The organism is Sulfitobacter sp. SK012, from assembly GCF_003352085.1.
Classification (GTDB): Bacteria; Pseudomonadota; Alphaproteobacteria; order Rhodobacterales; family Rhodobacteraceae; genus Sulfitobacter.
Genome location: NZ_CP025804.1, coordinates 1,544,235 through 1,566,332, shown reverse-complemented (window position 1 = coordinate 1,566,332; position 22,098 = coordinate 1,544,235). Strand labels below are relative to the sequence as shown.

The window sequence follows — 22,098 nt, the reverse complement described above, 5'->3', positions numbered from 1 at the left end:
GTTACCCCATCAGGGCCCAACAAAATGCTTATATTTAGTCTTCCCGCCAAAGCGGATGCGCGACCGGGTCCTTTGCACGCAAGAAGTAACTGCGGAAAAGCTGTGCGTATGAAGCATAAATATAACCGTCATTGCGCGCCCGAAACCGCACGCGTCGCGCTGCATAAAGAGCTGGCAAACGGTACCATGACACGTCCGGATGCATGTGATGAACGACGTGCAAATTATTATTAAGAAACAAAAATGCCAGCAAGCCACGATCTTCGATAATGACGGTACGGCCCGCGGCGTGCTCATGCGCGCGGTGTTCCATAAAGGTTCGAATTTTCAGAACCGACAGCGCGCCATAACAGGCGACAAGATACGCCCAAAGCGGCAAAACCGACAAGCTGACCAGCCACAAGCTCAGCACCACACCCGGCAGATGCCACCGCCAATCGCGCATGACATGCGGATCACCTGCCCGTGCCAGCCTGACCTCGCCAATCAGAAAATACACCATGCCAACCAGCGGTCCAATGACGATCCGCCCCAGCAATGTGTTGTTAAAGCCCAGCACCATTTGCAAGACAAACGGCAACCGATGCCAGACCGCAGGGTCCAGATAGTTGCTTTCGGGATCATCATAGGGGTCCGTCAAATTTGCGTCCCGGTGATGCGCCAAATGCAGTCTCTTGAACCGCAGATAAGGCACGAGCAATCCCGGCTGGAACAAGCCCAACGCCGTTCCAGCCCTTGCACTGCGAAACGGATGCCCATGCAATATTTCATGGCTAAGTGAACTGTGTAGCGTCAATGCCAGCACCAGCCCGACAACTGCCAAAAGCCCCCACCCCGCCGGCAACATCAGCGCCATAGCCCAGACGGTGGCGGTGCCGAAAAACAAGGCCAAGGTCGGCCAGTCGCACATCCCCACAACCTTCCGCCAAAATGTCTGCTGTTGCAAAGCAGCGTCGTGCGGCAGGCTGGTCTCAAGTGGCATTTGGGTGTGTAGTCCTTTCGATCTAGCTCCTTGTACTTCAGCTGCCCTGCTGTGGGATATTCAGATAGATGTTACCAAAACCCCATATCTGTGATAATTATCACCAAATGACCATTAAAGTAACAAAACTCACCCGCGCATCTCAGTTTCGCGCCCGCCTGACCCAAGCCATGACCAGCGCGGGCATGACCCAAAGTGAGCTCGCCCGCCGCATCGGCAGTGACCGCTCGACCTTGTCTCAGGTGCTCAAGGATGATGGTGCGCGCCTGCCTGGTGCTCACGTGATTGGGGCCTGTGCAGGGGCGCTTGGAATCTCGTCGGATTGGCTTCTCAGCTTGTCTGATCGACCAGAAACCGCGACACAGCTCCTCTCCGCGAGCCTCTCATTCTCCCAAGCCCCGCGCGCGTTGGTGGATGAACAGATCTTTGCGTGGCACCGCGAGGCGGCGGGCTATAAAATCCGCCACGTCCCTGCGGGCTTGCCTGATATGCTCAAAACCGACGACTTTCTGACATGGGAATATGGCCCCCATCTGGGTCGAACAACGCAGCAGGCCATCAACGCATCGCGCGACCGGCTCAATTGGATGCGCGCCGCACGCTCGGATTATGAAATCGCCATGCCGCTCTTTGAAGCCCAAAGCTTTGCAGCCGGAACCGGCTATTACAAAGGGTTGCCTGCCGATGTCCGGCGCACGCAAATCGCGCATCTTATTGATCTGACCCGCCAGCTTTACCCACGCCTACGGGTCTATCTCTTTGACGCCCGCAGGCTCTATTCGGCACCTGTCACGGTCTTTGGGCCGCTGCTTGCCGTCTTTTACACCGGGGGGCACTACATGACATTCCACGACGTGGAACGGATTGAGACGTTCACCAATGACTTCGACGTCCTGATCCGCGAGGCCACGATCGCAGCCCGCGACCTCCCCGACCACCTTACCGATCTTGCTCAACTCATTCGGTAAAACGCTAATCTAGAGCCGCCGTTCTTACCGAGGTGCCCCAACCCAACGCCCTACGCCGACTGGCATCGGCAATTCCGTGTGCCCAGCTGCAAAGCGCACCAATGCCGCTTCAATTTCTGCCGATGGCGGTGACGGCTTGCGCGTCTCGAGGGACACATGCAGCAAGAAGTGCTCCGCCGTTGCCAGCATCCGGTCACCTGCCCGCATCTCGTGCCACAGATGCATCTTGCTGCCCGCACCTGCGATCACCCGCGTTGTAATCTCAATCACCGTACCTGCGTGGACTTCGTCAAGATGCCGGATATGCGTCTCAGCGGTGAAATAGCTCCCCCCCGCCGATATATATGCCGCGTCACACCCGATAATCTCCATGAACCGGTCGGTGGCATCCGCGAACGCATGCAAATAGCGCGCTTCCGTCATATGCCCGTTATAATCCGTCCAATCCAATGGCACCGTCCGCCGCGCCGTCAGCACTGGCGCATCAGCGTCCAGCGCATCGGCCCGCGCGGCCATAACGGTTCCCTCTTTCATCGCCGCTTCTTGCGCATTTATCAGCGCGCCCGCGCCCCAGTCTTGCGTCTTGAGGCCCCGCAACATCGTCACCAGATTGTTATCCCTGATCCGCTCAAGTTCGCGGATGGAATGATGCCCCGATTGCGCATCCGACTGTCCAGCGATCAAATCAACCAGCGCGTCATCAAATTCGGGCACATCCATCAGCTTGGTCCAGGGCCATTTCAGCGCTGGACCGAACTGCGCCATAAAGTGCTTCATCCCCGCTTCGCCGCCCGCCACGCGGTAGGTCTCAAACAGCCCCATCTGCGCCCAGCGGATACCAAAGCCATAGCGGATCGCATTGTCGATTTCTTCTGTGGTTGCGATGCCGTCTTTGACCAACCACAACGCCTCGCGCCAGACCGCCTCGAGGAAGCGATCCGCCACATGCGCGTCGATTTCCTTTTTAAGATGAAGGGGATACATCCCCAAAGAGTTCAGCGTCTCCTTGGCCGTTTCAATCAACGCCGCGTCGCCTGCATCCCCCGGCACCAGCTCAACCAAAGGCAATAGGTAAACCGGGTTAAACGGATGCGCGACCATGATCTGGCCGGGCCGTGCAGCCCCTTCTTGCAATTGCGATGGCTTAAACCCGGAAGTAGAAGACCCGATCACAGCTCCCGGATCGCATGCCTGCTGAACCGCGCCCAGCGTGGCATGTTTAATTTCCAACCGCTCTGGCACGCTTTCTTGGATCCAGGACGCGCCTTGAACGGCCTCCTGAATACTGTCGTAAAAGCTGATTTTGCCTTCATCGGGCAACGCCACATCTGTCAGTCCCGGCAAGGAGCGCCGCGCGTTGGCCATGACTTCGGCCACTTTGCGTTCTGCTTCCGGATCGGGATCAAATATGGACACATTCCAGCCATTCAGAGCAAACCGCGCAGCCCAGCCGCCCCCGATCACACCCCCGCCAATAATCGCCGCTGTTTTAGTCATTTCCGCGTCCTCAGTTGGCTTACGTCATAGCCGTTGAAATCAAGAATTTCGCGCGCCGCAACAATCCGGTCGCCGCCACCTGTCGCATTGCGATCAAGGATCCACGCAAAGCTGCCTGCCGGGTTTCCGACAACTGCCGTCCGAAATCCTTCGTCGACCCACAAAACCCACATCTCGCGATTGCTCTGCCCGCCTGCGCTGCGCAACTGATATCGCCCCTGCCCGGTCTCACTTGCTGCAAAGCGCTTGCTGTCACGTGTGCAAACGCCGGACCCCGCACAGATTTCCGACACCGCGGTAACCTCTGCTCCGGTTTCGGTCACCTTGAAAGCCACCGTATGCAGCCCCGCTTCTTCGGGATAGGACGCGCGCACCTGCCAGTCTCCCGCAAATTGGTCAGCATTAAACCGCGTCGTCGCCCCGATGAGCGCGGCTGCGTCTCTGTACATCCCCGGAGCAGTCGGCAGCGGGCTCAGCGGCGCATTACATGCCGCCAATCCCAAAAGCGCCAATAGCCCGAAAGATGCACTGCGTCGGTGCACACTCGGTGCACCGGTGGTGTACGCGTTGTGCACACCGGTTTTGGCGGCTTTGCTCATCGCGGCGCTCTTTTGGTGAGCCCCAGTTTCTCGCGCACTTCGGCAGGTCCAATAACCCGCGCGCCCATGTTCTCAACGATGGTGCCAGCGCGCTCGACCAGCTGCCAGTTCTCCGCCAACTGCCCTTTGCCAAGCCACAGATTATCCTCCAACCCGACGCGTACATTGCCGCCCGCCAGAACACTTGCGGCCACATAAGCCATCTGACTGCGACCCAGCCCAAAGGCCGAAAACGTCCAATCATCCGGCACATTATTGACCATCGCCATAAACGTGTTGAGGTCATCGGGCGCGCCCCATGGCACCCCCATGCACAGCTGCACCAAAGCGGGGCTATCTAATACACCATCTTTAACCAGCTGTTTTGCATACCATAAATGACCCGTATCAAAGGCCTCGATCTCGGGCTTCACCCCCAGTTCGGTCATCATCTGCCCCATCGCGACCAGCATACCGGGCGTGTTGGTCATCACATAATCAGCTTCGGCAAAGTTCATCGTGCCGCAATCAAGCGTGCAAATCTCCGGCAAACACTCTGCGACATGCGCGACCCGTTCCGAGGCCCCCGCCATGTCCGTGCCAGCCTGACTCAACTGCATAGGATTCTCCACACCGCCAAAAACGATGTCGCCCCCCATCCCGGCCGTTAGGTTTAGGACAACGTCGGTATCACTGTCACGTATCCGCTCGGTGACTTCACGAAACATGCGCAAATCGCGACTAGGTTGGCCTGTCTCGGGATCACGCACATGGCAATGCACCACCGCCGCCCCTGCCTTGGCCGCGGCGATCGCACTTTCGGCGATTTGTGCAGGGCTACGCGGCACATGGTGACTACGGTCTTGCGTGGCCCCCGACCCGGTAACGGCACAGGTGATAAACACCTCTTGGTTCATTGAAAGTGGCATGTGGATCTCCCTTTTACTGCGCGCAGCATGATGTTTTTTTGCAGCGCACAATAGGAAATGCGCCTCGGTTGTGTGTTCGTCAGGTACTCTAGCCTGACATTAACTTTTCGTTAACCAATGCAGGAAACCTACTCAGTAGGGCATCGGGTGGGCGCGGTGCACCGTGTCGATTTCATCCAGCAAAGCCTTATCAAGCGTCACATCAGCAGCCCCCAAAGCCCGCTCAAGCTGCGCCAAACTTGTCGCACCAAAGATCACGGAGCCCATAAAGGGACGCTGCCGCGCCCAAGCCAGCGCCATATGAACCGGGTCCAAATCATGTTGTTGCGCAAGCGCCAAATAAGCACCGGCCGCCGCAAAAGCGTTCTGTGTCTTCCGCCCGCCCAAATCTGGGCTGAGCGACATGCGCGAGCCTTCGGGGATCGCACCATCTTGATACTTACCCGTCAAAAGCCCCGTCGCAAGCGGCGAGAACGACAGCAGGTCGATGTCCTCATTAATGCAAGTTTCGGCCAGATCCGTATCAGCCAAACGACACATCAACGAATATTCATTCTGCACGCTAACTGCGCGTGGTCCGCCAACCCGCTCTGCGACATCGACCCATTTGGTCAGCCCCCAAGCGCTCTCGTTGCTTAACCCAAAGGCTCTGATCGTGCCGCGTGCAACCTGCGCCTGCAAAGCCTCAAGCGCCTCTTCCATATGCGCGATGGTCGCCGGCCCATCTTGGCCAGAGGGGTCAAAACTCCAATTCTTGCGGAACATGTAACTGCCCCTGTTTGGCCAATGAAACTGGTAAAGATCTATGTGATCCGTCCCCAACCGCTTCAGCGAATCTTCAATCGCCAGGCCGATTGTTCCGGCCCCGATAGGCGCGCCACCTCTTGCGTGCGCCATTCCTTCACCTGAGTGTTTGGTGGCCAGCACCACATCCGAACGCCGGCCCGACCGCGCGAACCACTGACCGATGATTTCCTCGGTTCGACCAAGGGTCTCTGCGCCAATCGGATTGACCGGGTACATCTCTGCCGTGTCGATAAAATTGATACCTGCAGCCAAAGCCATATCAATCTGCTCAAAACCTTCTTCGGCGGTGTTCTGCGTTCCCCAGGTCATCGACCCCAGGCACAGATCTGACACCGCAATGTCACTGCGGCCCAATTTATTCATCTTCATCGCAACATCTCCAATGGGCACAGCTATCTTGGGCCACCCTAGCCAGATCAGACGCCGCCGCAAGCACCTGAAAGCGCGAAAAAGCCAAACGATGTCGCAATTGGCAATGGGCCTTCGCCAGCAACAAAGGTAGCGTTGAAGACATGCGCATCATGATCTCCTTTGCCGCCCTTTTTCTATCCGTCATCCTGCTCCAACTTTCTTCGGGCGGCGTTGGCCCTTTGGATGTCCTTTCAGGGACCGAACTGGGATTTTCGAACCAACAACTCGGCGCGTTGGGTTCCGCACATTTCTTCGGCTTCTTCATCGGCTGCTGGTGGGCTCCGCGGCTCATGGGCAGCGTCGGTCACAGCCGTGCATTTGCTGCTTTCACGGCGACCGGAGCAATCGGATTGATGGCGCATATGTTGATCGTAGATCCCATCGCATGGGCGTTGATGCGAGTGGCCTCGGGGCTATGCGTCGCAGGCTGCTACACAGTTGTTGAAGCTTGGCTGCAAGCCAAAGTCACCAATGAAACGCGCGGCCGAGCCATGGGCGTCTACCGCGTGGTCGATATGACCGGATCGCTGGCCGCGCAAATGATCATCGGTGTCCTAGCTCCAGCAAGTTACGTTTCTTACAACCTTCTGGCCATTGTCTGCTGCGCCGCGCTCTTACCGATCACTTTGACAAAAACCTCACAACCCGAGACACCCAGCGCTCCCCGCCTGCGCCCAAGCTTGCCAATTAAGCGCTCCCCTCTCGCAGCTGCCGCGGTTGTGGTCGCGGCCCTTTCCAGCGCGTCTTTCCGAATGGCCGGGCCAATCTATGGCCAAGAAGTAGGCCTAAGCGCTGGTCAAATCGCGTGGTTTCTGTCGGCCTTCGTATTAGGTGGCGCCGTGGCGCAACTGCCCATCGGTTGGCTCGCAGATAAATACGACCGACGCGTGGTGTTGATCTGGCTTTCGGCGGCATCAATGCTGAGTTGCGGCGTGACCATCGGGGCCGCTGGTTTTGGCACTGTCGGAATCTTTTTGTCAGCTGGCTTGTTTGGACTCACCACCTTTCCGATTTACTCGGTCGCCTGCGCACATGCCCATGATTTTGCGACCAGCGACGAACGGGTAGAGCTCTCTGCCGCCCTGATGTTCTATTTCGCGCTAGGTGCAATTGCCGCCCCATATACCGCTTCGTTGCTGATTGAAAACTATGGGCCCAGCGCACTCTTTATGATGATCTCGGCAGGGCACGGGGTATTGGTGATCTTTGGTTTGAGCCGCATGCGCGCGCGCCCTACCGTCGCAAAGCGAACCAACTATGTGAACGCCCTGCGCACCAGTTTCACCATCGGGCGGCTTACCGGGCGCGGGCGCGATCAAAAGAACAATGGTGACTGACACTCTGGCACGCGCGCGCGGGGCCTGCTAAAGCCATTCAAAATGCAGGACCAAAGGCGCATCCCATGACCCGTCATCTCATCACCTCGGCCATTCCCTATATCAACGGGATCAAGCACCTGGGCAATCTTGTCGGCAGCCAGCTGCCCGCTGATCTTTATGCCCGTTTCCAACGCAGCAAAGGCAACGAAGTGCTATTTCTGTGTGCCACCGATGAGCACGGCACCCCAGCTGAGTTGGCCGCAAAAAAAGCGGGTAAACCCGTTGCAGAATATTGCGCCGAGATGCATGCAATACAGGCTGAAATCGCGCGTGGCTTTGCCATGTCGTTTGACCATTTCGGCCGCTCATCCAGCCCGCAAAATCACAAGTTGACCCAACACTTCGCAGGCAAGCTGGCCGACAATGGCCTGATCCGCGAAGTGAGCGAATCCCAAGTCTATTCGAACGCCGATGGCCGGTTTCTACCTGACCGCTATATTGAAGGTACCTGCCCCAACTGCAACTACGATCGAGCGCGCGGGGATCAATGCGAAAATTGCACCAAACAGTTAGACCCCACCGACCTGATTGACCCACGTAGCGCAATTTCAGGCTCGACTGATTTGGAAGTACGCGAGACAAAGCACCTCTATCTGTGCCAATCCAATCTGAAAGACGATCTGGATGCATGGATCGACAGCAAGACTGATTGGCCCGTGCTCACCACCTCGATCGCCAAGAAATGGCTGCATGACGGCGAAGGCCTCAAGGATCGAGGGATCACCCGCGATCTTGACTGGGGCATCCCGGTGCGACGTGGCGACGCCGATTGGCCGGGCATGGAAGGCAAGGTTTTCTATGTCTGGTTCGACGCGCCTATCGAATACATCGCCTGTGCTGGTGAATGGGCCGAGGCCACGGGTGGCGATTGGGAACGCTGGTGGCGTACCGATAAAGGTGCGGAAGACGTGCACTACACCCAATTTATGGGCAAAGATAACGTACCATTTCATACGCTGAGCTTTCCAGCGACGATCCTTGGTTCTGGCGAGCCTTGGAAAATGGTCGATCATCTCAAGTCGTTCAACTATCTCAATTATGATGGCGGCCAGTTCAGTACGTCTCAGGGGCGCGGTATCTTTATGGATCAAGCCCTGGAGATTTTGCCGGCTGACTATTGGCGTTGGTGGTTGTTGAGCCACGCGCCGGAAAGTTCAGATTCGGAATTTACCTGGGAGAATTTCCAGGCTTCTGTGAACAAAGATTTGGCTGATGTTCTCGGTAACTTTGTGAGCCGCATTACCAAGTTTTGCCGCTCCAAATTCGGTGAAGTGGTACCCGAAGCTGGCACCTATGGGCCAGCTGAGGAGGCGCTGATCGTCGATTTGACGGATCGGGTTGCCCGGTATAGCGCGCTTATGGAAGCAATGGAGGTGCGCAAATCCGCCGCGGAATTGCGTGCGATCTGGGCTGCGGGAAATGAATATCTTCAGGCTGAGGCCCCTTGGACGACCTTCAAAACAGACCCTGAAAAGGCGGCGGCACAAGTCCGGATCGCGCTCAACCTGATCCCATTTTACGCGACACTTGCTTCACCCTTTATCCCCGGTGCTGCGGCCAAGATGTTGGAAGCTGTGCATCTAGAGGACACAGGTTTTCCCAGCAATGTTCCGGCCGCGCTAGCGCAGATGCAAGCAGGTCAAAGCTTTGACGTGCCCGAAGTCCTGTTTGCAAAAATAACAGACGAAGAACGTGCGGATTGGGAGACACGATTTGCCGGGCAACGCGACTGAGTGAGGAGCCCGCGGCCATAGCAACGCCGCGGTTTTCTAAATACTTTGAGGTGCATCCTTCAGTGCTCGGGACTTCACATTTCTTTTCTGTGCAATCCAGCTCACTCACAGCAATTCAGGTAGTGCATCACTTAGAGAGACTTCGGCTTTGACTCCGCTGGCGATAACTACGCGCGCAATCAAAACTCTTCCCAACCAGCTTCTGCAACCTGGTCATCTTCTCTGCAAAGCGCAAGGGTACCTGCAACTATGGGCGCGGGCCTCACGACATCACGAACCGGCCTTTCCGATATGGCGTTTTCTTTCGCTGGTGGGTCGATCATGCGGAATTGAGCAACCGCCGCAGCGAGGGCATCCGCTTCTGCGGTCAGGGTATAGCTCGCGGCCGTTGTCTGCTCGAACATAGCAGCGTTTTCTTGGGTCACATGGTCCAACTCATTCACAGCGGTGTTTATTTCGACCAACCCACTTGACTGCTCGCGGGTCGAGATTGCAATGCCCGATACGCGTTTGGAAATCTCAGATATGGCCAACACAATTGATGCCAGCGCAGCGCCTGTACTGTCGACCAATTCGACACCATCACGCACCTGTTCGCTGCTTGACGAGATCAAAACATTGATCTCACGGGCAGCTTCCGAGGATCGTTGCGCCAAGGCGCGAACTTCGGTGGCCACAACAGCAAAACCGCGCCCTGCTTCGCCTGCGCGAGCGGCCTCAACACCCGCATTAAGCGCAAGCAGGTTTGTTTGAAACGCGATGTCATCAATCACGTTGGTGATCTTTGAAATTTCCTGCGACGATGTCTTGATTCCGTCCATCGCGACAATCGCTTCACGCGCAACTGTACCACCTTGCTCCGCGTTGGTTTGGGCTTCAGCAGACATTTTACTCGCGTCATCGGCACCCTCGGCGGCTGATCGAACTGACGCTGTCAATTCATCCAGTGCTGCCGCAGTTTCTTCCAATGTTGCAGCTTGTTTTTCAGTGCGACGAGACAAATCATCCGCCGCACCGGAAATCTCTCCGGTCTCATTGCGGATCGAATCTGCATTTTGAATGACCACACCAACCGCGTTTCGCAGTGCTGTGACCGCCGCGTTAAAATCAGCGCGCAGCTTGTCATACTCTGGTGGAAAATCTTCAAGAATATCACTGCTCAGGTCGCCCCCAGCCAAGCGCGTCAACGCCACTCCAAGCGCTTCCACGACGTACTGCTGCTCTACTGAAATCCGCCGACGCTCAGCCTCCGCTAAGCGCATTGCATTGTCGGCGTCGCTTACGTCAGTTCCCAGAAACAGGCAACTTTCGACCTGACCGTCTGCCCCGATTACTGGCGTAAAACAGCCTTCAAGAATATAAGTGGTGCCCTGCTGAGTTGGTCTAAGTTGAAACCTCCCATGAGCAGGTTTCCCGCTAAACACACGAGCCTTTAGGTCAGAGTCCGGCCCTTGCTCGGCAAGGTCTTTGTCAAAAACATCACAAAAATTTAGCGTAAGTGCCCGGTCATGGCTTAAACCAACAAGGTTAAGTACAAGGTCATTCGCCTCACGCAAACGGTTCCTGCCGTCGAACTCCAATCGTATCTGACTGGAATCAATCCCGCTGATCAAGGCAACATTTCGCTGCGCCTCGGTCCGGTCTGCCCACTCCAGAACTGTCCCAATCATACGCCCATCACCATCGACCGCCGCACTCATGGTGATTTCGGCGACATTGTCATCCAGCTGAACCATGACACTGGCTGGCAATATCGAGATGCCTTCATTCTTGATCCTCTGAATCAAATCAGCCAAATCAACCATTTCACGAAGATCCGCCCCCACCGGATTATCAGGATCAAGCGTCTTCCAACTTTGCTTTAACCCAACGCGGACTGAACGAAGCCAAGACACACAAGTTGGGTTTGCAAAAATAACACGGCTGGTTTCATCCATCATCATCATCGCTGCAGATGAGCCGCTGAATGCCGCCCCTTTGAACGCGCTTTCTCGCTCAGCCACTTTTGCAAGTGCCAACGTGTTTCGAAAAGCATCAAGACGGACCGCTATCTTGCCGATTTCATCACGCCGGGCAATATAAGGAATTACGGTATCGTATTGCGCATTCGCAACGTCTGCCATCACAGCTTCGAGCCGAACCAATGGGAGCGACATAGAATTTCGTAGGTAAAACCCTCCTAGGAAAAGCCCCGCCAAGAGCACCCAAAAGCCGGTTTTCAGGTTATCTACTTGGCTATCATAAAAACCTTGCAGCTGGTATTTGGCTGTCCAGCCTGTCACGATCGCACCAACTACTTCGCCGCGATCTCCAAAAAATATCGGGGCGGCGATTAGTCCACCACCCGTGCCGTGATCCGCGTTCAATGTCTTAATCGCGTCAATACCCAGAGCCACGGCAGCCTGTTCGTCAAACAGGTCTCCGCCGCTTGAAAAGGCTACAGTCCCCTGCGACGTCATCACTAGACCGCCCAGAGCGTCCCTCCCAGCCGATGCAAGCACGCCATTCAATATCTGTTCGATGTCATCCACGTTCATGAACTTAGTCGAGACACCCATCTGGAGCGCAGCGAGGCGATTGATCTCCCGTACATGCTCGTTCATCTGATGCTTTACCATCAGCGTACGGTCGCTTCTCCCGAGAAATTCAATGGTAGCTACGACCATAACCACACAGAGTGCGATCACAAATGTGCACCTGAAGAACAGCGTATTTAACGGGTTTTCCCGTTCCCTGTAGGAGGTCGTTTCCGGCATTGATGTCCCCTAAATTCAACAGGCCACCCCACCAAGTCGCGGGGCTGACTGGCCTTAAGATAGACGCGGATATCTTACACCTGCCTTAACGGCGTGAATTAAGGTGGTAAGGACAGCAGGGATTCAATGTGCAAAAAGTACTTCAATGGAGCGGAACAGCGTTTTGGGTGCGATATATGCAAACCTTGTGCACCCCAAATCCTTAAGGAGGCAGTTAGATGATCAAGTTCCACAACAGCTCTAATACGTCATACATACTGAACTATTTCATCAAGCTTTTCGATTCAAAGCGAATGTCAGCTCCGAGCCCATAATGACCGATTCTGCGTGGCGCACGAATGGCCGTTGTTGCAGTTCAACCGCTTTAAGTTCAGTGTCGCAGCACGTGGTTCACACGATCTCAGTGGCATGAGTGGATAGCGTACTGCAGATGCCGAAAGGCCAAGGAGCTACGCAACCATGAAATACACATTTGCAAGTATCTTTCTCGCTGCGGCGCCTATCGGAGCAGTCGCTCAAGAGGCAACGATCACGACAGGCCTTGCTACGGAAATCAATTCTGGACTGTTTGACTGCGGGCCACGAACCCGCCCAAGTGCAGTGGGTGAAATTGCCTCTGACGATGGTACTGTTTGGACCGTCCCCGCAGCGACGAACTACGGAACTGTTCCCTTTGCCGCTGACCTCTTCAACGAATGCGGAGGCGACCAATTGGGGTCCTCGGCAGATATCGACCTCAACTCTGTTCCCTTGATGGACGCAGGTGGCAGCGAGACGTTCACGGCATACATTTTTGCCGATAACTACTTTGAGCTTTACGTGAACGGCGCATTGATTGCGGTTGATGAGGTCCCATTCACCAAATTCAATTCAAATCTCGTTCGCTTCACCGCAGACCGTCCCGTAACTCTGGCCGTCATGATGGTCGACTGGGAAGAAAACCTTGGACTTGGTTCTGAAGACAACCGCGGCAAAGCTTTTCACCCTGGTGATGGCGGGTTGGTCGCTCATATTCAGGATGCGAATGGCGAGACGGTTGCAATTACGAATGACACTTGGCGTGCGCAGACGTTCTACACATCCCCTCTTAATGATCGCAGCTGCCTTGTTGTGGACGGTCGCTCCGCGTGCAGCGAGGAGGGTGTAGATGATGCAACAGGATACTCAGCGGCACACTGGGCCGTTCCGTCGGACTGGATGGTGCCCTTGTTTGACGACAGTGTCTGGCCCGCGGCATCTACGTTCAGCAACGACACTGTTGGCGTGAAGAACAAAAAGGCCTTCACAAATTTCGAAGACCTATTTGACACACCCGGCGCGGACGCGGATTTTATCTGGTCTTCGAATCTCGAGCTCGATAACCTCGTTCTCCTGCGAAAAACGTTTGAGTAGACTGCTCCACGCAATACACAGAGACCGATCCATAAGCAGTGTCCCAGCCCAGAAGCAGACTTTCATGTCTGATGCATGGAAGTCCGCTATAGGCGGTTGCCTCAACTGATCGACGTAACACTTTAATCTTTAGGAAGAGATGGAGTGTTTTGAATGAAGTATCGTCGCAGGATCTATTATTCAGCCGAACAGCGTGCCGATATCTGGGATCGATGGCAGCGTGGCGAGTCGATGAGGTCGATTGGGCGCGTTTTTGATCGCCACTCATCGTCGGTATTTTCCGTGATTTCACCAACGGGCGGAATACGTCCACCTGATCGCAGACGCGGTCGTTCTGCATTGAGCCTTGCTGAGCGTGAAGAGATATCTCGTGGGCTCAGCACCAAGCAATCTCTCCGGGCAATTGCGCGTCAGTTGCGACGTGCGCCTTCAACGATCCGCCGCGAGGTACGACGCAATGGGGCGCGATCTCAACCGGACATTGGGCGGCTTTTCCGTAAGATCTATTATCGCATCGGCTTGGTTAACTTTATCTCAATGGTAAAAATCGCTTCGCCCAAGCTGGCCAAGATCGTTAGGTGATTTGGCGTGAGCAACATAACAAGAGATTTGCCAACAACGCCCCGGCGTTGTTTAGCGGGGGCACGAAAAGCTAACCCAACCCTATGCAAAGCGCGCGTGCTGCACCTCGGTGCACCTCCCTTTCCAAGTGCTCAGGCTTTTTATGCAAAAACTCTGCAGTGCGTGTTTGGGCAATAAGTCGGACGCGTGGTGCGCGGGGCAAGCATAGGCAAGGGAATGCGATGCCTGTTTTTGCGGACGCTAGCTCTCAAAACAACCTTACAATTGCCACAGGCTTGTTCGCGAACTACGAGGACAATCTTTCTATTCCAATTTGAATCAAAGATGAAATTTGGTAGTCGACGATGCGAGACAACGTTGCCATTCGCCGCAACCGAACCAATGGCGGGTTTTAGAACAAACTGAATTGTCCGTAACAAATGCACTAACCTTCGCCTTCGCTGATCTTCCTCCCGACAGGTCTACTTAAATAGCTCACCAACTTTTACCCGCAGCACAGGAATGACTTCCTCGTCAAACCAAGGGTTTTGTTTTAACCATCGGTTATTGCGTGGGCTTGGGTGTGGAAGAATTAACTTGTTCGGCCACAACTGCCTCCAATCTTTCACCGCCTCAGTCACAGATCGTGAGCCCTGGTCTGGCTGGTGCCAATCGATTGCGTACCGCCCGATTATCAAGGTCAGTTCTACTGAAGTTAGGGTTTCTAAGATACGATTTCGCCACGCCGCCGCACACTCTGATCGGGGAGGCAGATCACCGCCTTTTCCGGTTCCGGGAAAACAAAACCCCATTGGCACAATGGCAAGTTTTTGAGCATCATAGAATTCGTCTCGTCCAATGCCGAGCCAATCTCTTAGGCGGTTTCCCGATGGATCATCAAAAGGAATGCCTTTGTTATGAGTTATCCTGCCCGGCGCTTGCCCAACGATCAACAGCTTTGAATTCGTGCTAAACTGAACAATCGGGCGCGGCCCCAATGGCAGGCCTTTGCATTCGGCGCAGGCCCGAATTTCCTTCAGCAGACCATCTGAATCGTTAACAATCACCCTTGTTCCCTCCAACAAAAATGGGGGCACCTACATCGTAGCGCCCCCAACAATTCGTCATTCCGGCCTAGGCCATCACAGCGGCGTCTTCAGATTTATGCATCCCAACAACTGCCAGTACAGTTAAGCCAAGAACCATATAGTACCAAAACTCGATCCCAACAAAACCCAACGCCAAAGGGGCCGCCACAAAAGCAATGCCGACCGCAGCATCGACGGCAAGGTGTAGACCGTAGGGCAAGATCCGGAAGATGCCTAAGTGATGGTCGGTGAGGACTGTCAGCAAGAGTGCTGCTACGCCTGTTAGGACGGACAGCCAAAATGCAAGCATGTTACCTTCTCCTAAACCAAAAAAGAACGGCATGGCCATCAGGCCAAATGCAACGGGATAATCGAGGTAGGCATGGATAGACTTGGTTATGAAGCGTGGAAACATGGTGTTTTCTTTCCCTTGTTTGTGATGCACTGATTTACATCGATAAGGAGAAAGTAGTCAGAACCAGAGATTAAACTATGCGCATACGTTCCAAAATTATGCTTGATCGTTCAAAGATCAGGACGATTTGCGGAACTTTCTTTTCTAAACCCAGCAGGGGTCATTCCGGTCTCCTTTTTGAACACGCGCGAAAATGCAGAATCCGAGGCATAACCTGCGCCTTCGGCTGCGTCTGTCAGGGTATTTGCGGGGTTCGTAAGGAGTTTTTTGGCAATCTCTATGCGCCAGTTGGTAACGTACTGCATCGGTGTCATTGTCATCTTCTTCTGAAATAACACTGCAAAACCAGTCCGTGACATTCCGGCCTCCTGGGCAAGCGCTTCAACGGTCCAGGCCTTGTCCGGTGTCTTATGAAAAACACCTAAAGCACGTTGCAAATTTAGGTCGGAAAACGCGCCGAGGCCGCATTCAGTTGCATCGTTGCTTTCGATAAAACTGCGAATGGCCTGAGCGAAGATGGCTTCCGACATTTTCAATGCAATCAAATCGCCACCCAACCGCTGCCCACCGGCTTCATCACCAATAACGCGTAAGGTCGATTCCATCCATTTCCCAGCGGCCTCACCGTAGTTCTTAAGGTGGATGTATGGCGGCAACCGATCAATCAAAACGTGGTGCGCGCGTTTTTCGAACGAAAAGTGTCCGCAGATGAGCTGGGTTTCACTTTGGGGTTCATTGCCCCCGTAAACAAGAACGCCGGAGCCGGTGTAGCCCGATCTTTCCAACACTGTATCAAGCGGCAGAATAGTATTCTCAGGTTCATGCCCGCAATATAGATCGTGCTGCGACCCGTGGGGGATGATGATCAAATCACCTTGCGCCAAAAGAATGGGCTCCTCGGTGCCCGCCACTTTCACCAGGCAACTGCCGCGTTGTGCAAAGTGAAACCGCGCGACGTTTTCGTATGCTGGTACGGCCACTCCCCATGGTTTGGTGAAGGACGTACGGAAATACAGTGAACCGCGCATGGTTAGTCTGGTGAGGATATCGCTGACAAGATCTAGCATACCTCATAGACGCACAGCTTTCTGCTTTAGTACAGATGTCTGAACGATCTGCACAAAATTGTGGACGAGTAAGCATGTAACGGCAGGGTCTATGACGGGTAGTGAGAGTGCACAGAAAGTCAAAATGGAGCACAAAATGAAGATTCTCGTATCAGCCATTGCTATCGCATCCGCAGTGTTTGCGGCGCAGGCATCGGCTCAGGAAGTTGCCGAACTCAACGATCTGGAAATGGCGCATATCGCATATACTGCCGACAACATTGATATCCGCTACGCCCATCTGGCGCTTGCGATTTCGACCAACCCTGACATTCACACATTCGCCAACACAATGATCAGCGACCACACGGCTGTGAATGCTTCTGCATTAGGATTGCTCGATAAATTGGGCGCAACAGCGCAGGACAATTTCTTTAGCCAAGCTCTCAATGAAGGTGCGGAAAAGATCATCAATGACTTGTCAGAACTTCGCGGCGCAGAGTTCGACAAAGCCTATGCGGCCAACGAACTGGCCTATCATCAAACGGTCAACGGCCTGGTTGAGGGCGCAATGATCCCGAACATCGACAACGAAGAAGTTCGCGCACTGTTTCAGCAAGGCCTCGAAATCTTCAAGGTCCATGAAGGTCATGCAGAAATGATGGTCAAGGCTGTTAACTAATGGTCGTGCTTGTAACAAGGCGTTCAGCAATAGTGGAGGCGGTCGCATCAGCGACCGTCGTTACTTTGACCCCGATAACGTCATTTGCTGATCAGCCAACTCTTCATGAAGTGAAGATTCAACGCTTCAAGTTTGTTCCAGATACCATCCATGTCCAGCTGGGGGATGGACGTTCGCCGGGTCCGAAGTCACAGGCATTGTTGCAGAGAACGTTGCAAGCCAGGTCAGAAATGAATTGAACCCATTGAACGTCAAATAGTTAAAACACCGCGAGCAAAAGATTGATTATCAATTAGGCGCAGTAGGACAGCTATAGAAGCTGGACCTGAACCCGACCGCGAAAGTTCGCGAACGACCACTCAGCACGATAGACGCGACATCTGACAGATGTGACTCGGATAACGGCTGAGAGCCCAAATGCGAGGTAGGTAGTGCGCATTGTCCGTTACCAAGTGCGCAAGACCTCATATTTCCAATCTGATCCAGTCAGCGAAGGTGTACCGGCGAGGCCGCGCCCAACGCTCAGTCAAGACTTCTTTCGTCTTACCAAACCAATAGAAGAGCGATATCTGGCGTGTGCTTCGTCCGCATCCGCGGCCAAGTCCTTCCGGCTTCCCACTTGCGGCAACAAGTCTCGGCTGTTCCATTTAATGGACCCAAGCAGTTCGAGAATCTCAGTGTCAAATTCGGTCCGATTTTCCTTGTAGGTCAGGTTGGTCAACCTGTTTACGGAGTAGGCTACGAAATCCGCAATTTGGAGTAATGGCTCTTCAAGGCTACTGGCGAAGCTGGCTTCAAGTCGATCCGAATAATCTCGAAAAATGGAGGAGCCCAACTTAGTGCCGGTTTTTCGTTTCGGTCCTTCATCGATCAGCACCCTAATTTTTTTAGGCGCAGGTGGAAACTCAGATCGAATTTTGATCAGAAGAAGGAATAGGCTCTGATCGCTTTTTTTTGATAGATCGAACCCCTCCAGTTTCCCAGAGAAATTTTCGATTCCGTGGTCTGCAAATGTTCGGCTGTCAACTGTTTGCACAAAGACCGGCCATCTGTTGATATTGTAGATATTTACGAATGCCTCAAACACAGCAATGTTGGCACCGCTATTAGCGCAGTCTTTCCATGGCCCAATCCGATTGAAAATATCTGTGAAGTGAAACTCTCCAACTTTCACTTCGAGATCGCGGTTCACGTAGGCGATCAATGATCGCATTTGGTGGCGAATTTCATCAACTTGTTCGGCGGAGAAGGCCACCGCAACATGCGTTCTCCTTTCAGCGGTTACGAACCTAGATGGGGCTAGTTGCGAGGATCCGTAGGTATCGTCAATCGCGAAATACATGCATTCTTCCTTCTTCAACCCATATTGGAATTTTTGCAAACAGCTTGATTGCTCGTTGCGGACAGAAAAAGATCACCAGCTAACACTGCTATTGCCGTCACCCAACCAACACCCGCTCTCATTGTTCAGGTCCGAACGTATTTCTTCCATATTCTCAACGTCCCTAGGCTCTGGACTCATAACCAAAACAAGACCGTTGCCGCAAGGGTGATGGCAGACATGAAGATAACAGGGCACCTGTCATAGCGGGTTGCGACCCTGCGCCAGTCTTTCAGCCGCCCAAACATGTTCTCAATCTTGTGACGGCTTCGATAAATCTTGGTGTCATGTTGGATGACGTCTTTGCGGTTCCGCCGCGATGGGATGCAGGGTTTAATGCTTCTTTCTTTCAAGCCTTCTCGGAACCAGTCGGCATCATATCCGCGATCCGCTAACATCCATTCCGCAGCAGGTAGTGAGGGTAAAAGCGCCCGTGCGCCGATGTAGTCGCTGACGTTCCCCGCTGTCAGGAATAGCTGAATTGGACGACCCACCGCATCGGTCACAGCATGGAGTTTGGAGTTCAGGCCACCCTTGGTGCGGCCAATGAGGCGTCCACGCCCCCCTTTTTAAGCCCCATGCTGGACGCTGTACGATGGGTCTTCAGGTGGGTCGCATCAATCATTAGCGTGCCTGTTTCATCGCCTTGAGCGGCCAATTCGGTCAGGATGCGCGCAAAGACGCCCATCTGGGACCATCGAGCCCATCGGTTGTAAAGCGTCTTATGTGGCCCATAATCGGACGGAGCGTCCCGCCAGCGCAAGCCATTGCGAATGACATGGATGATGCCGCTGAGAACCTTTCGGTCGTCAGCACGAGCAACCCCCCGTGGCTTTGGGAACATATGCTTGATGCGGTTGAGACGCTCTTGGTCGAGCCAGAATAGATGCGACATGGACAATCCTCCTGTCGCACATGAATCACGTTACATGGGTGAATGGAATCGACCATCGCAAGGTCCGCTATCCATCCCGAACCAGTCATCCGACAAAAATCGTCAGATGACGGCACTGAGCCCACTTTACCGAAATGCCGTTTCGCAGCGAATGTCAGGTATCGGTATACCTATGAAACAACTACCGATTGTTCGACCCCGCATCAGCATCCACCGTTCGATACAAAACTACTTTGCGGCCCAAGTGGCGGTCATCCATGTATCGCGCAGCATTTTTTTCGGCACGCCGCACTTTTTTCTTGCAGGTGGGGTCTCAATTTTTAGTCGTGGGAAGCCGTGGACTTTTTGCAACAAGAAGATTGCAATGGGAGGGTCACAATTCGTGTAAATGGTACACTTCAAATGCTTGGGCGAAGGTCGATCCAAGATGCCCCTCCCTGTGATGAACGCTGGCAGGCGTCTACAAAGAGCACTCCATCGAGTGCGTCTTGGATGCCAATTGTGCCACCTAACTTGCCCTGCGATGAGATAACTGCTGCAGCCTCTCGATAGAGCGTTGCGAAAGCCTCCAGATAGCCTTCCGGATGGCCTGCGGGAATTCGCGTCACGGCGGAGGCGGCCGAGCTTGCAGCTGTGCCGCCGCGGGTGATCATTTGAGGCGCGTGCCCAAGTTGGGTAAACCACAAAATGTTTGGGTTTTCCTGCGCCCAACGCAGTGATCCTTTGGTGCCGTAGACGGCCAAGGTCAGGTTATTCTCATTGCCGATTGCGACTTGGCTGGCCCAGATATGGCCCTGCGCACCGCCGGCGAATTGCACAGAGATCCGGGCATCATCATCGACCAAACGCCCCGTGACATGAGAGGTCAGTGTCGCACTCAGCGATGTGGCGCGTTGGCCCAAGACGAAGCACGCAAGGTTATGGGCGTGGGTTCCGATATCACCGATTGCGCCACCACCCGATTGGGCGGGGTCGGTTCGCCATTTGGCCTGTTTATTATCTTCAGCAGGGCTCACGCTGAGCCAATCTTGCAGGTAGTTCGCCTCGACGATCCTGATCTCACCAAGTGCGCCTTCAACCACCATCTGGCGGGCCTGCCGGATCATCGGGTAGCCCGTGTAGTTATGCGTTAGAAAGAAGTGCCCCTTAGACACCTGCGCTACGGCCAAGAGGCTTGTCGCTTGAGCCAGTGTCGCGGTCATCGGCTTGTCGCAGATGACTGAAATATCTTGTGCCAAGAACGCTTCTGCAATCGGGCCGTGCAGGTGGTTGGGTGTGACGATAGACACGGCGTCGATCCCATCGGGTCGCGCGGCTTCGGCTTTCGCCATGTCTTTGAAGTCCGCATAGGAGCGGCTCGCTGCCACGCCCAGTTCCGCCGCAGAGGCGTGGGCGCGTGCAGGGTCGGACGAAAAGGCACCCGCGACCAGATCGAAACAACCGTCAAGACGTGCGGCCATGCGATGCACGCCGCCGATAAACGCACCTTGCCCACCGCCAACCATGCCGAGTTTCAGGGGTGCCATTCTAGAACCCCATCATTTTGCGCAAAGCCACCGGATCAGACTTCCCGCCTGCAAAATCGTCAAAAGCCCGTTCGGTCTGACGGATTAGATGGTTGGCAATGAAGGGCGCACCCTCAGTGGCACCCTGTTCTGGATGCTTCAGACAGCATTCCCACTCAAGTACCGCCCAACCATCGAACCCGTATTGGGTAAGCTTGGAAAAGATGCCTTTGAAATCGACCTGACCGTCGCCCAGCGAGCGGAAACGGCCTGCCCGGTCGGACCAGTCGGCATAGCCGGAATAAACGCCCTGTTTACCCGTTGGATTGAATTCGGCATCCTTGACGTGAAAGGCGCTGATGCGGTCGTGGTAGATGTCGATGAATGCCAAATAGTCCATTTGCTGCAATAAGAAGTGGGAGGGGTCATAGGTTATCTTGCAACGCGGGTGATTGTCCAAGGCGTCGAGGAAACGCTCGAACGTCGTGCCGTCGAACACGTCTTCACCGGGGTGGATTTCAAAGCCAAGATCAACGCCTGCCGCGTCATAGATGTCCAAAATCGGTTTCCATCGACGGGCCAATTCGCCAAAGGCTTCCTCGATCAAGCCAGCAGGCCGCTGCGGCCAAGGATAAAGATACGGAAACGCAAGCGAACCTGTGAACCCCACGGCTCCTGTAAGACCAAGATTTTGCGAGGCTCTTGCAACCTTGATAACTTGATCCACGGCCCATGCTTGCCGCTCAGCTGGTTTGCCGTACAGATCTTCGGGCGCAAAGGCATCGAATGCTGTGTCGTAAGCCGGATGCACTGCAACCAATTGGCTTTGCAAATGGCACGACAGCTCGGTGATGGTCACGCCATGATCAGAGCAGATGCCAGCGACTTCATCGCAATAGGTTTTGCTGGACGCAGCTTTGTCCAAATCAAAGACCCGGGCGTCCCAAGACGGAATTTGCACGCCTTTGTAGCCCAAGCCCGCTGCCCACTCGACAATCACGGGCAAGGAATTGAACGGGGCTTCATCACCCAGAAACTGGGCCAAAAACAGCGCGGGGCCTTTGATGGAAGGGGTCATCTTACTCTCCGTAAA

At 54.4% G+C, this 22,098-nt stretch carries 19 protein-coding genes and 1 pseudogene; 7 read left to right on the top strand and 13 right to left on the bottom strand.

Translation table 11 applies throughout. The features are described 5' to 3' along the window. Positions 1-34: 34 nt before the first annotated feature. Positions 35-982 (bottom strand): fatty acid desaturase, encoded by a 948-nt coding sequence (locus C1J03_RS07630; RefSeq protein WP_368073924.1) that lies wholly within the window; start codon positions 980-982, stop codon positions 35-37. Between the two features lie 107 nt (positions 983-1,089). Here C1J03_RS07630 and C1J03_RS07625 point away from each other — a divergent pair, with 107 nt between their 5' ends. Then, the gene (locus C1J03_RS07625; RefSeq protein ID WP_114888903.1) at positions 1,090-1,950 is read left to right on the top strand and encodes a helix-turn-helix domain-containing protein; all 861 of its coding nucleotides are present in this window, start codon (positions 1,090-1,092) and stop codon (positions 1,948-1,950) included. Between the two features lie 24 nt (positions 1,951-1,974). Here the strand turns inward: C1J03_RS07625 and C1J03_RS07620 are convergent, their stop codons facing one another. The 4 genes from C1J03_RS07620 to C1J03_RS07605 all read right to left on the bottom strand — a co-directional run bounded on the left by C1J03_RS07620 (position 1,975) and on the right by C1J03_RS07605 (position 6,130). Further along, positions 1,975-3,447 (bottom strand): carnitine 3-dehydrogenase, encoded by a 1,473-nt coding sequence (locus tag C1J03_RS07620; protein ID WP_114885227.1) that lies wholly within the window; start codon positions 3,445-3,447, stop codon positions 1,975-1,977. Beyond that, positions 3,444-4,046, bottom strand: a complete 603-nt coding sequence (locus C1J03_RS07615; protein ID WP_114885225.1) for a lipocalin family protein — start codon at positions 4,044-4,046, stop codon at positions 3,444-3,446. The genes C1J03_RS07620 and C1J03_RS07615 overlap by 4 nt, the downstream gene beginning before the upstream one ends. Continuing rightward, positions 4,043-4,954, bottom strand: a complete 912-nt coding sequence (locus C1J03_RS07610) for a 3-keto-5-aminohexanoate cleavage protein (RefSeq protein ID WP_114885223.1) — start codon at positions 4,952-4,954, stop codon at positions 4,043-4,045. Before C1J03_RS07610 ends, C1J03_RS07615 begins: the two co-directional genes overlap by 4 nt. A 132-nt stretch (positions 4,955-5,086) precedes the next feature. Further along, positions 5,087-6,130: an aldo/keto reductase gene (locus C1J03_RS07605; RefSeq protein ID WP_114885221.1), complete on the bottom strand. Its 1,044-nt coding sequence runs from the start codon at positions 6,128-6,130 to the stop codon at positions 5,087-5,089. 143 nt (positions 6,131-6,273) lie between these two features. Between C1J03_RS07605 and C1J03_RS07600 the strand changes: the two genes are divergently transcribed. Beyond that, the gene (locus tag C1J03_RS07600) at positions 6,274-7,509 is read left to right on the top strand and encodes an MFS transporter (protein ID WP_114885219.1); all 1,236 of its coding nucleotides are present in this window, start codon (positions 6,274-6,276) and stop codon (positions 7,507-7,509) included. 65 nt (positions 7,510-7,574) lie between these two features. Next, the gene (gene metG / locus C1J03_RS07595) at positions 7,575-9,284 is read left to right on the top strand and encodes a methionine--tRNA ligase (RefSeq protein WP_114885217.1); all 1,710 of its coding nucleotides are present in this window, start codon (positions 7,575-7,577) and stop codon (positions 9,282-9,284) included. Between the two features lie 179 nt (positions 9,285-9,463). Here the strand turns inward: metG and C1J03_RS07590 are convergent, their stop codons facing one another. After that, positions 9,464-11,887 carry a methyl-accepting chemotaxis protein gene (locus C1J03_RS07590; protein ID WP_254694212.1) on the bottom strand — a complete coding sequence of 808 codons (2,424 nt, stop codon included), beginning with the start codon at positions 11,885-11,887 and terminating at the stop codon, positions 9,464-9,466. Positions 11,888-12,499: 612 nt separating this feature from the next. Between C1J03_RS07590 and C1J03_RS07585 the strand changes: the two genes are divergently transcribed. Beyond that, positions 12,500-13,432 carry a hypothetical protein gene (locus C1J03_RS07585; RefSeq protein ID WP_114885213.1) on the top strand — a complete coding sequence of 311 codons (933 nt, stop codon included), beginning with the start codon at positions 12,500-12,502 and terminating at the stop codon, positions 13,430-13,432. A gap of 153 nt (positions 13,433-13,585) precedes the next feature. Further along, positions 13,586-13,894 (top strand): annotated as a pseudogene (locus tag C1J03_RS07580) (helix-turn-helix domain-containing protein); the annotation flags it as partial. A 581-nt stretch (positions 13,895-14,475) separates the two neighbouring features. Here the strand turns inward: C1J03_RS07580 and C1J03_RS07575 are convergent. From C1J03_RS07575 to C1J03_RS07565, 3 genes are all read right to left on the bottom strand, one after another. Beyond that, on the bottom strand, positions 14,476-15,060 hold the full coding sequence (locus C1J03_RS07575; protein WP_114885211.1) for a uracil-DNA glycosylase family protein: 585 nt from the start codon (positions 15,058-15,060) through the stop codon (positions 14,476-14,478). A gap of 67 nt (positions 15,061-15,127) precedes the next feature. Beyond that, positions 15,128-15,496 carry a hypothetical protein gene (locus tag C1J03_RS07570; protein ID WP_114885209.1) on the bottom strand — a complete coding sequence of 123 codons (369 nt, stop codon included), beginning with the start codon at positions 15,494-15,496 and terminating at the stop codon, positions 15,128-15,130. A gap of 110 nt (positions 15,497-15,606) precedes the next feature. Continuing rightward, on the bottom strand, positions 15,607-16,563 hold the full coding sequence (locus tag C1J03_RS07565) for an AraC family transcriptional regulator (RefSeq protein ID WP_114885207.1): 957 nt from the start codon (positions 16,561-16,563) through the stop codon (positions 15,607-15,609). Positions 16,564-16,699: 136 nt separating this feature from the next. Here C1J03_RS07565 and C1J03_RS07560 point away from each other — a divergent pair, with 136 nt between their 5' ends. Next, positions 16,700-17,224 (top strand): DUF4142 domain-containing protein, encoded by a 525-nt coding sequence (locus C1J03_RS07560; protein ID WP_114885205.1) that lies wholly within the window; start codon positions 16,700-16,702, stop codon positions 17,222-17,224. A gap of 526 nt (positions 17,225-17,750) precedes the next feature. On the opposite strand, the gene C1J03_RS07550 is transcribed toward C1J03_RS07560, so the two are convergent. Continuing rightward, positions 17,751-18,566, bottom strand: a complete 816-nt coding sequence (locus C1J03_RS07550; protein ID WP_114885201.1) for a DUF3800 domain-containing protein — start codon at positions 18,564-18,566, stop codon at positions 17,751-17,753. Between the two features lie 176 nt (positions 18,567-18,742). Next, positions 18,743-19,500, bottom strand: a protein-coding gene (locus tag C1J03_RS07545; protein ID WP_114885199.1) for an IS5 family transposase whose coding sequence is annotated in 2 segments (ribosomal slippage) — positions 18,743-19,176 and positions 19,176-19,500 — 759 coding nt in all. Because the reading frame shifts where the segments join, the coding sequence is not laid out codon by codon here. On the opposite strand from C1J03_RS07545, the gene C1J03_RS07540 reads away from it, so the two are divergent. Then, positions 19,499-19,888 carry a hypothetical protein gene (locus tag C1J03_RS07540; protein ID WP_114885197.1) on the top strand — a complete coding sequence of 130 codons (390 nt, stop codon included), beginning with the start codon at positions 19,499-19,501 and terminating at the stop codon, positions 19,886-19,888. The two genes, C1J03_RS07545 and C1J03_RS07540, sit on opposite strands and share 2 nt — an antisense overlap. A gap of 10 nt (positions 19,889-19,898) precedes the next feature. Here the strand turns inward: C1J03_RS07540 and C1J03_RS07535 are convergent, their stop codons facing one another. Both C1J03_RS07535 and C1J03_RS07530 read right to left on the bottom strand, forming a co-directional pair. After that, the gene (locus C1J03_RS07535; RefSeq protein ID WP_114885195.1) at positions 19,899-21,026 is read right to left on the bottom strand and encodes a Gfo/Idh/MocA family protein; all 1,128 of its coding nucleotides are present in this window, start codon (positions 21,024-21,026) and stop codon (positions 19,899-19,901) included. A 1-nt stretch (position 21,027) separates the two neighbouring features. Continuing rightward, positions 21,028-22,083: a sugar phosphate isomerase/epimerase family protein gene (locus C1J03_RS07530; protein ID WP_114885193.1), complete on the bottom strand. Its 1,056-nt coding sequence runs from the start codon at positions 22,081-22,083 to the stop codon at positions 21,028-21,030. Positions 22,084-22,098: the final 15 nt, after the last annotated feature.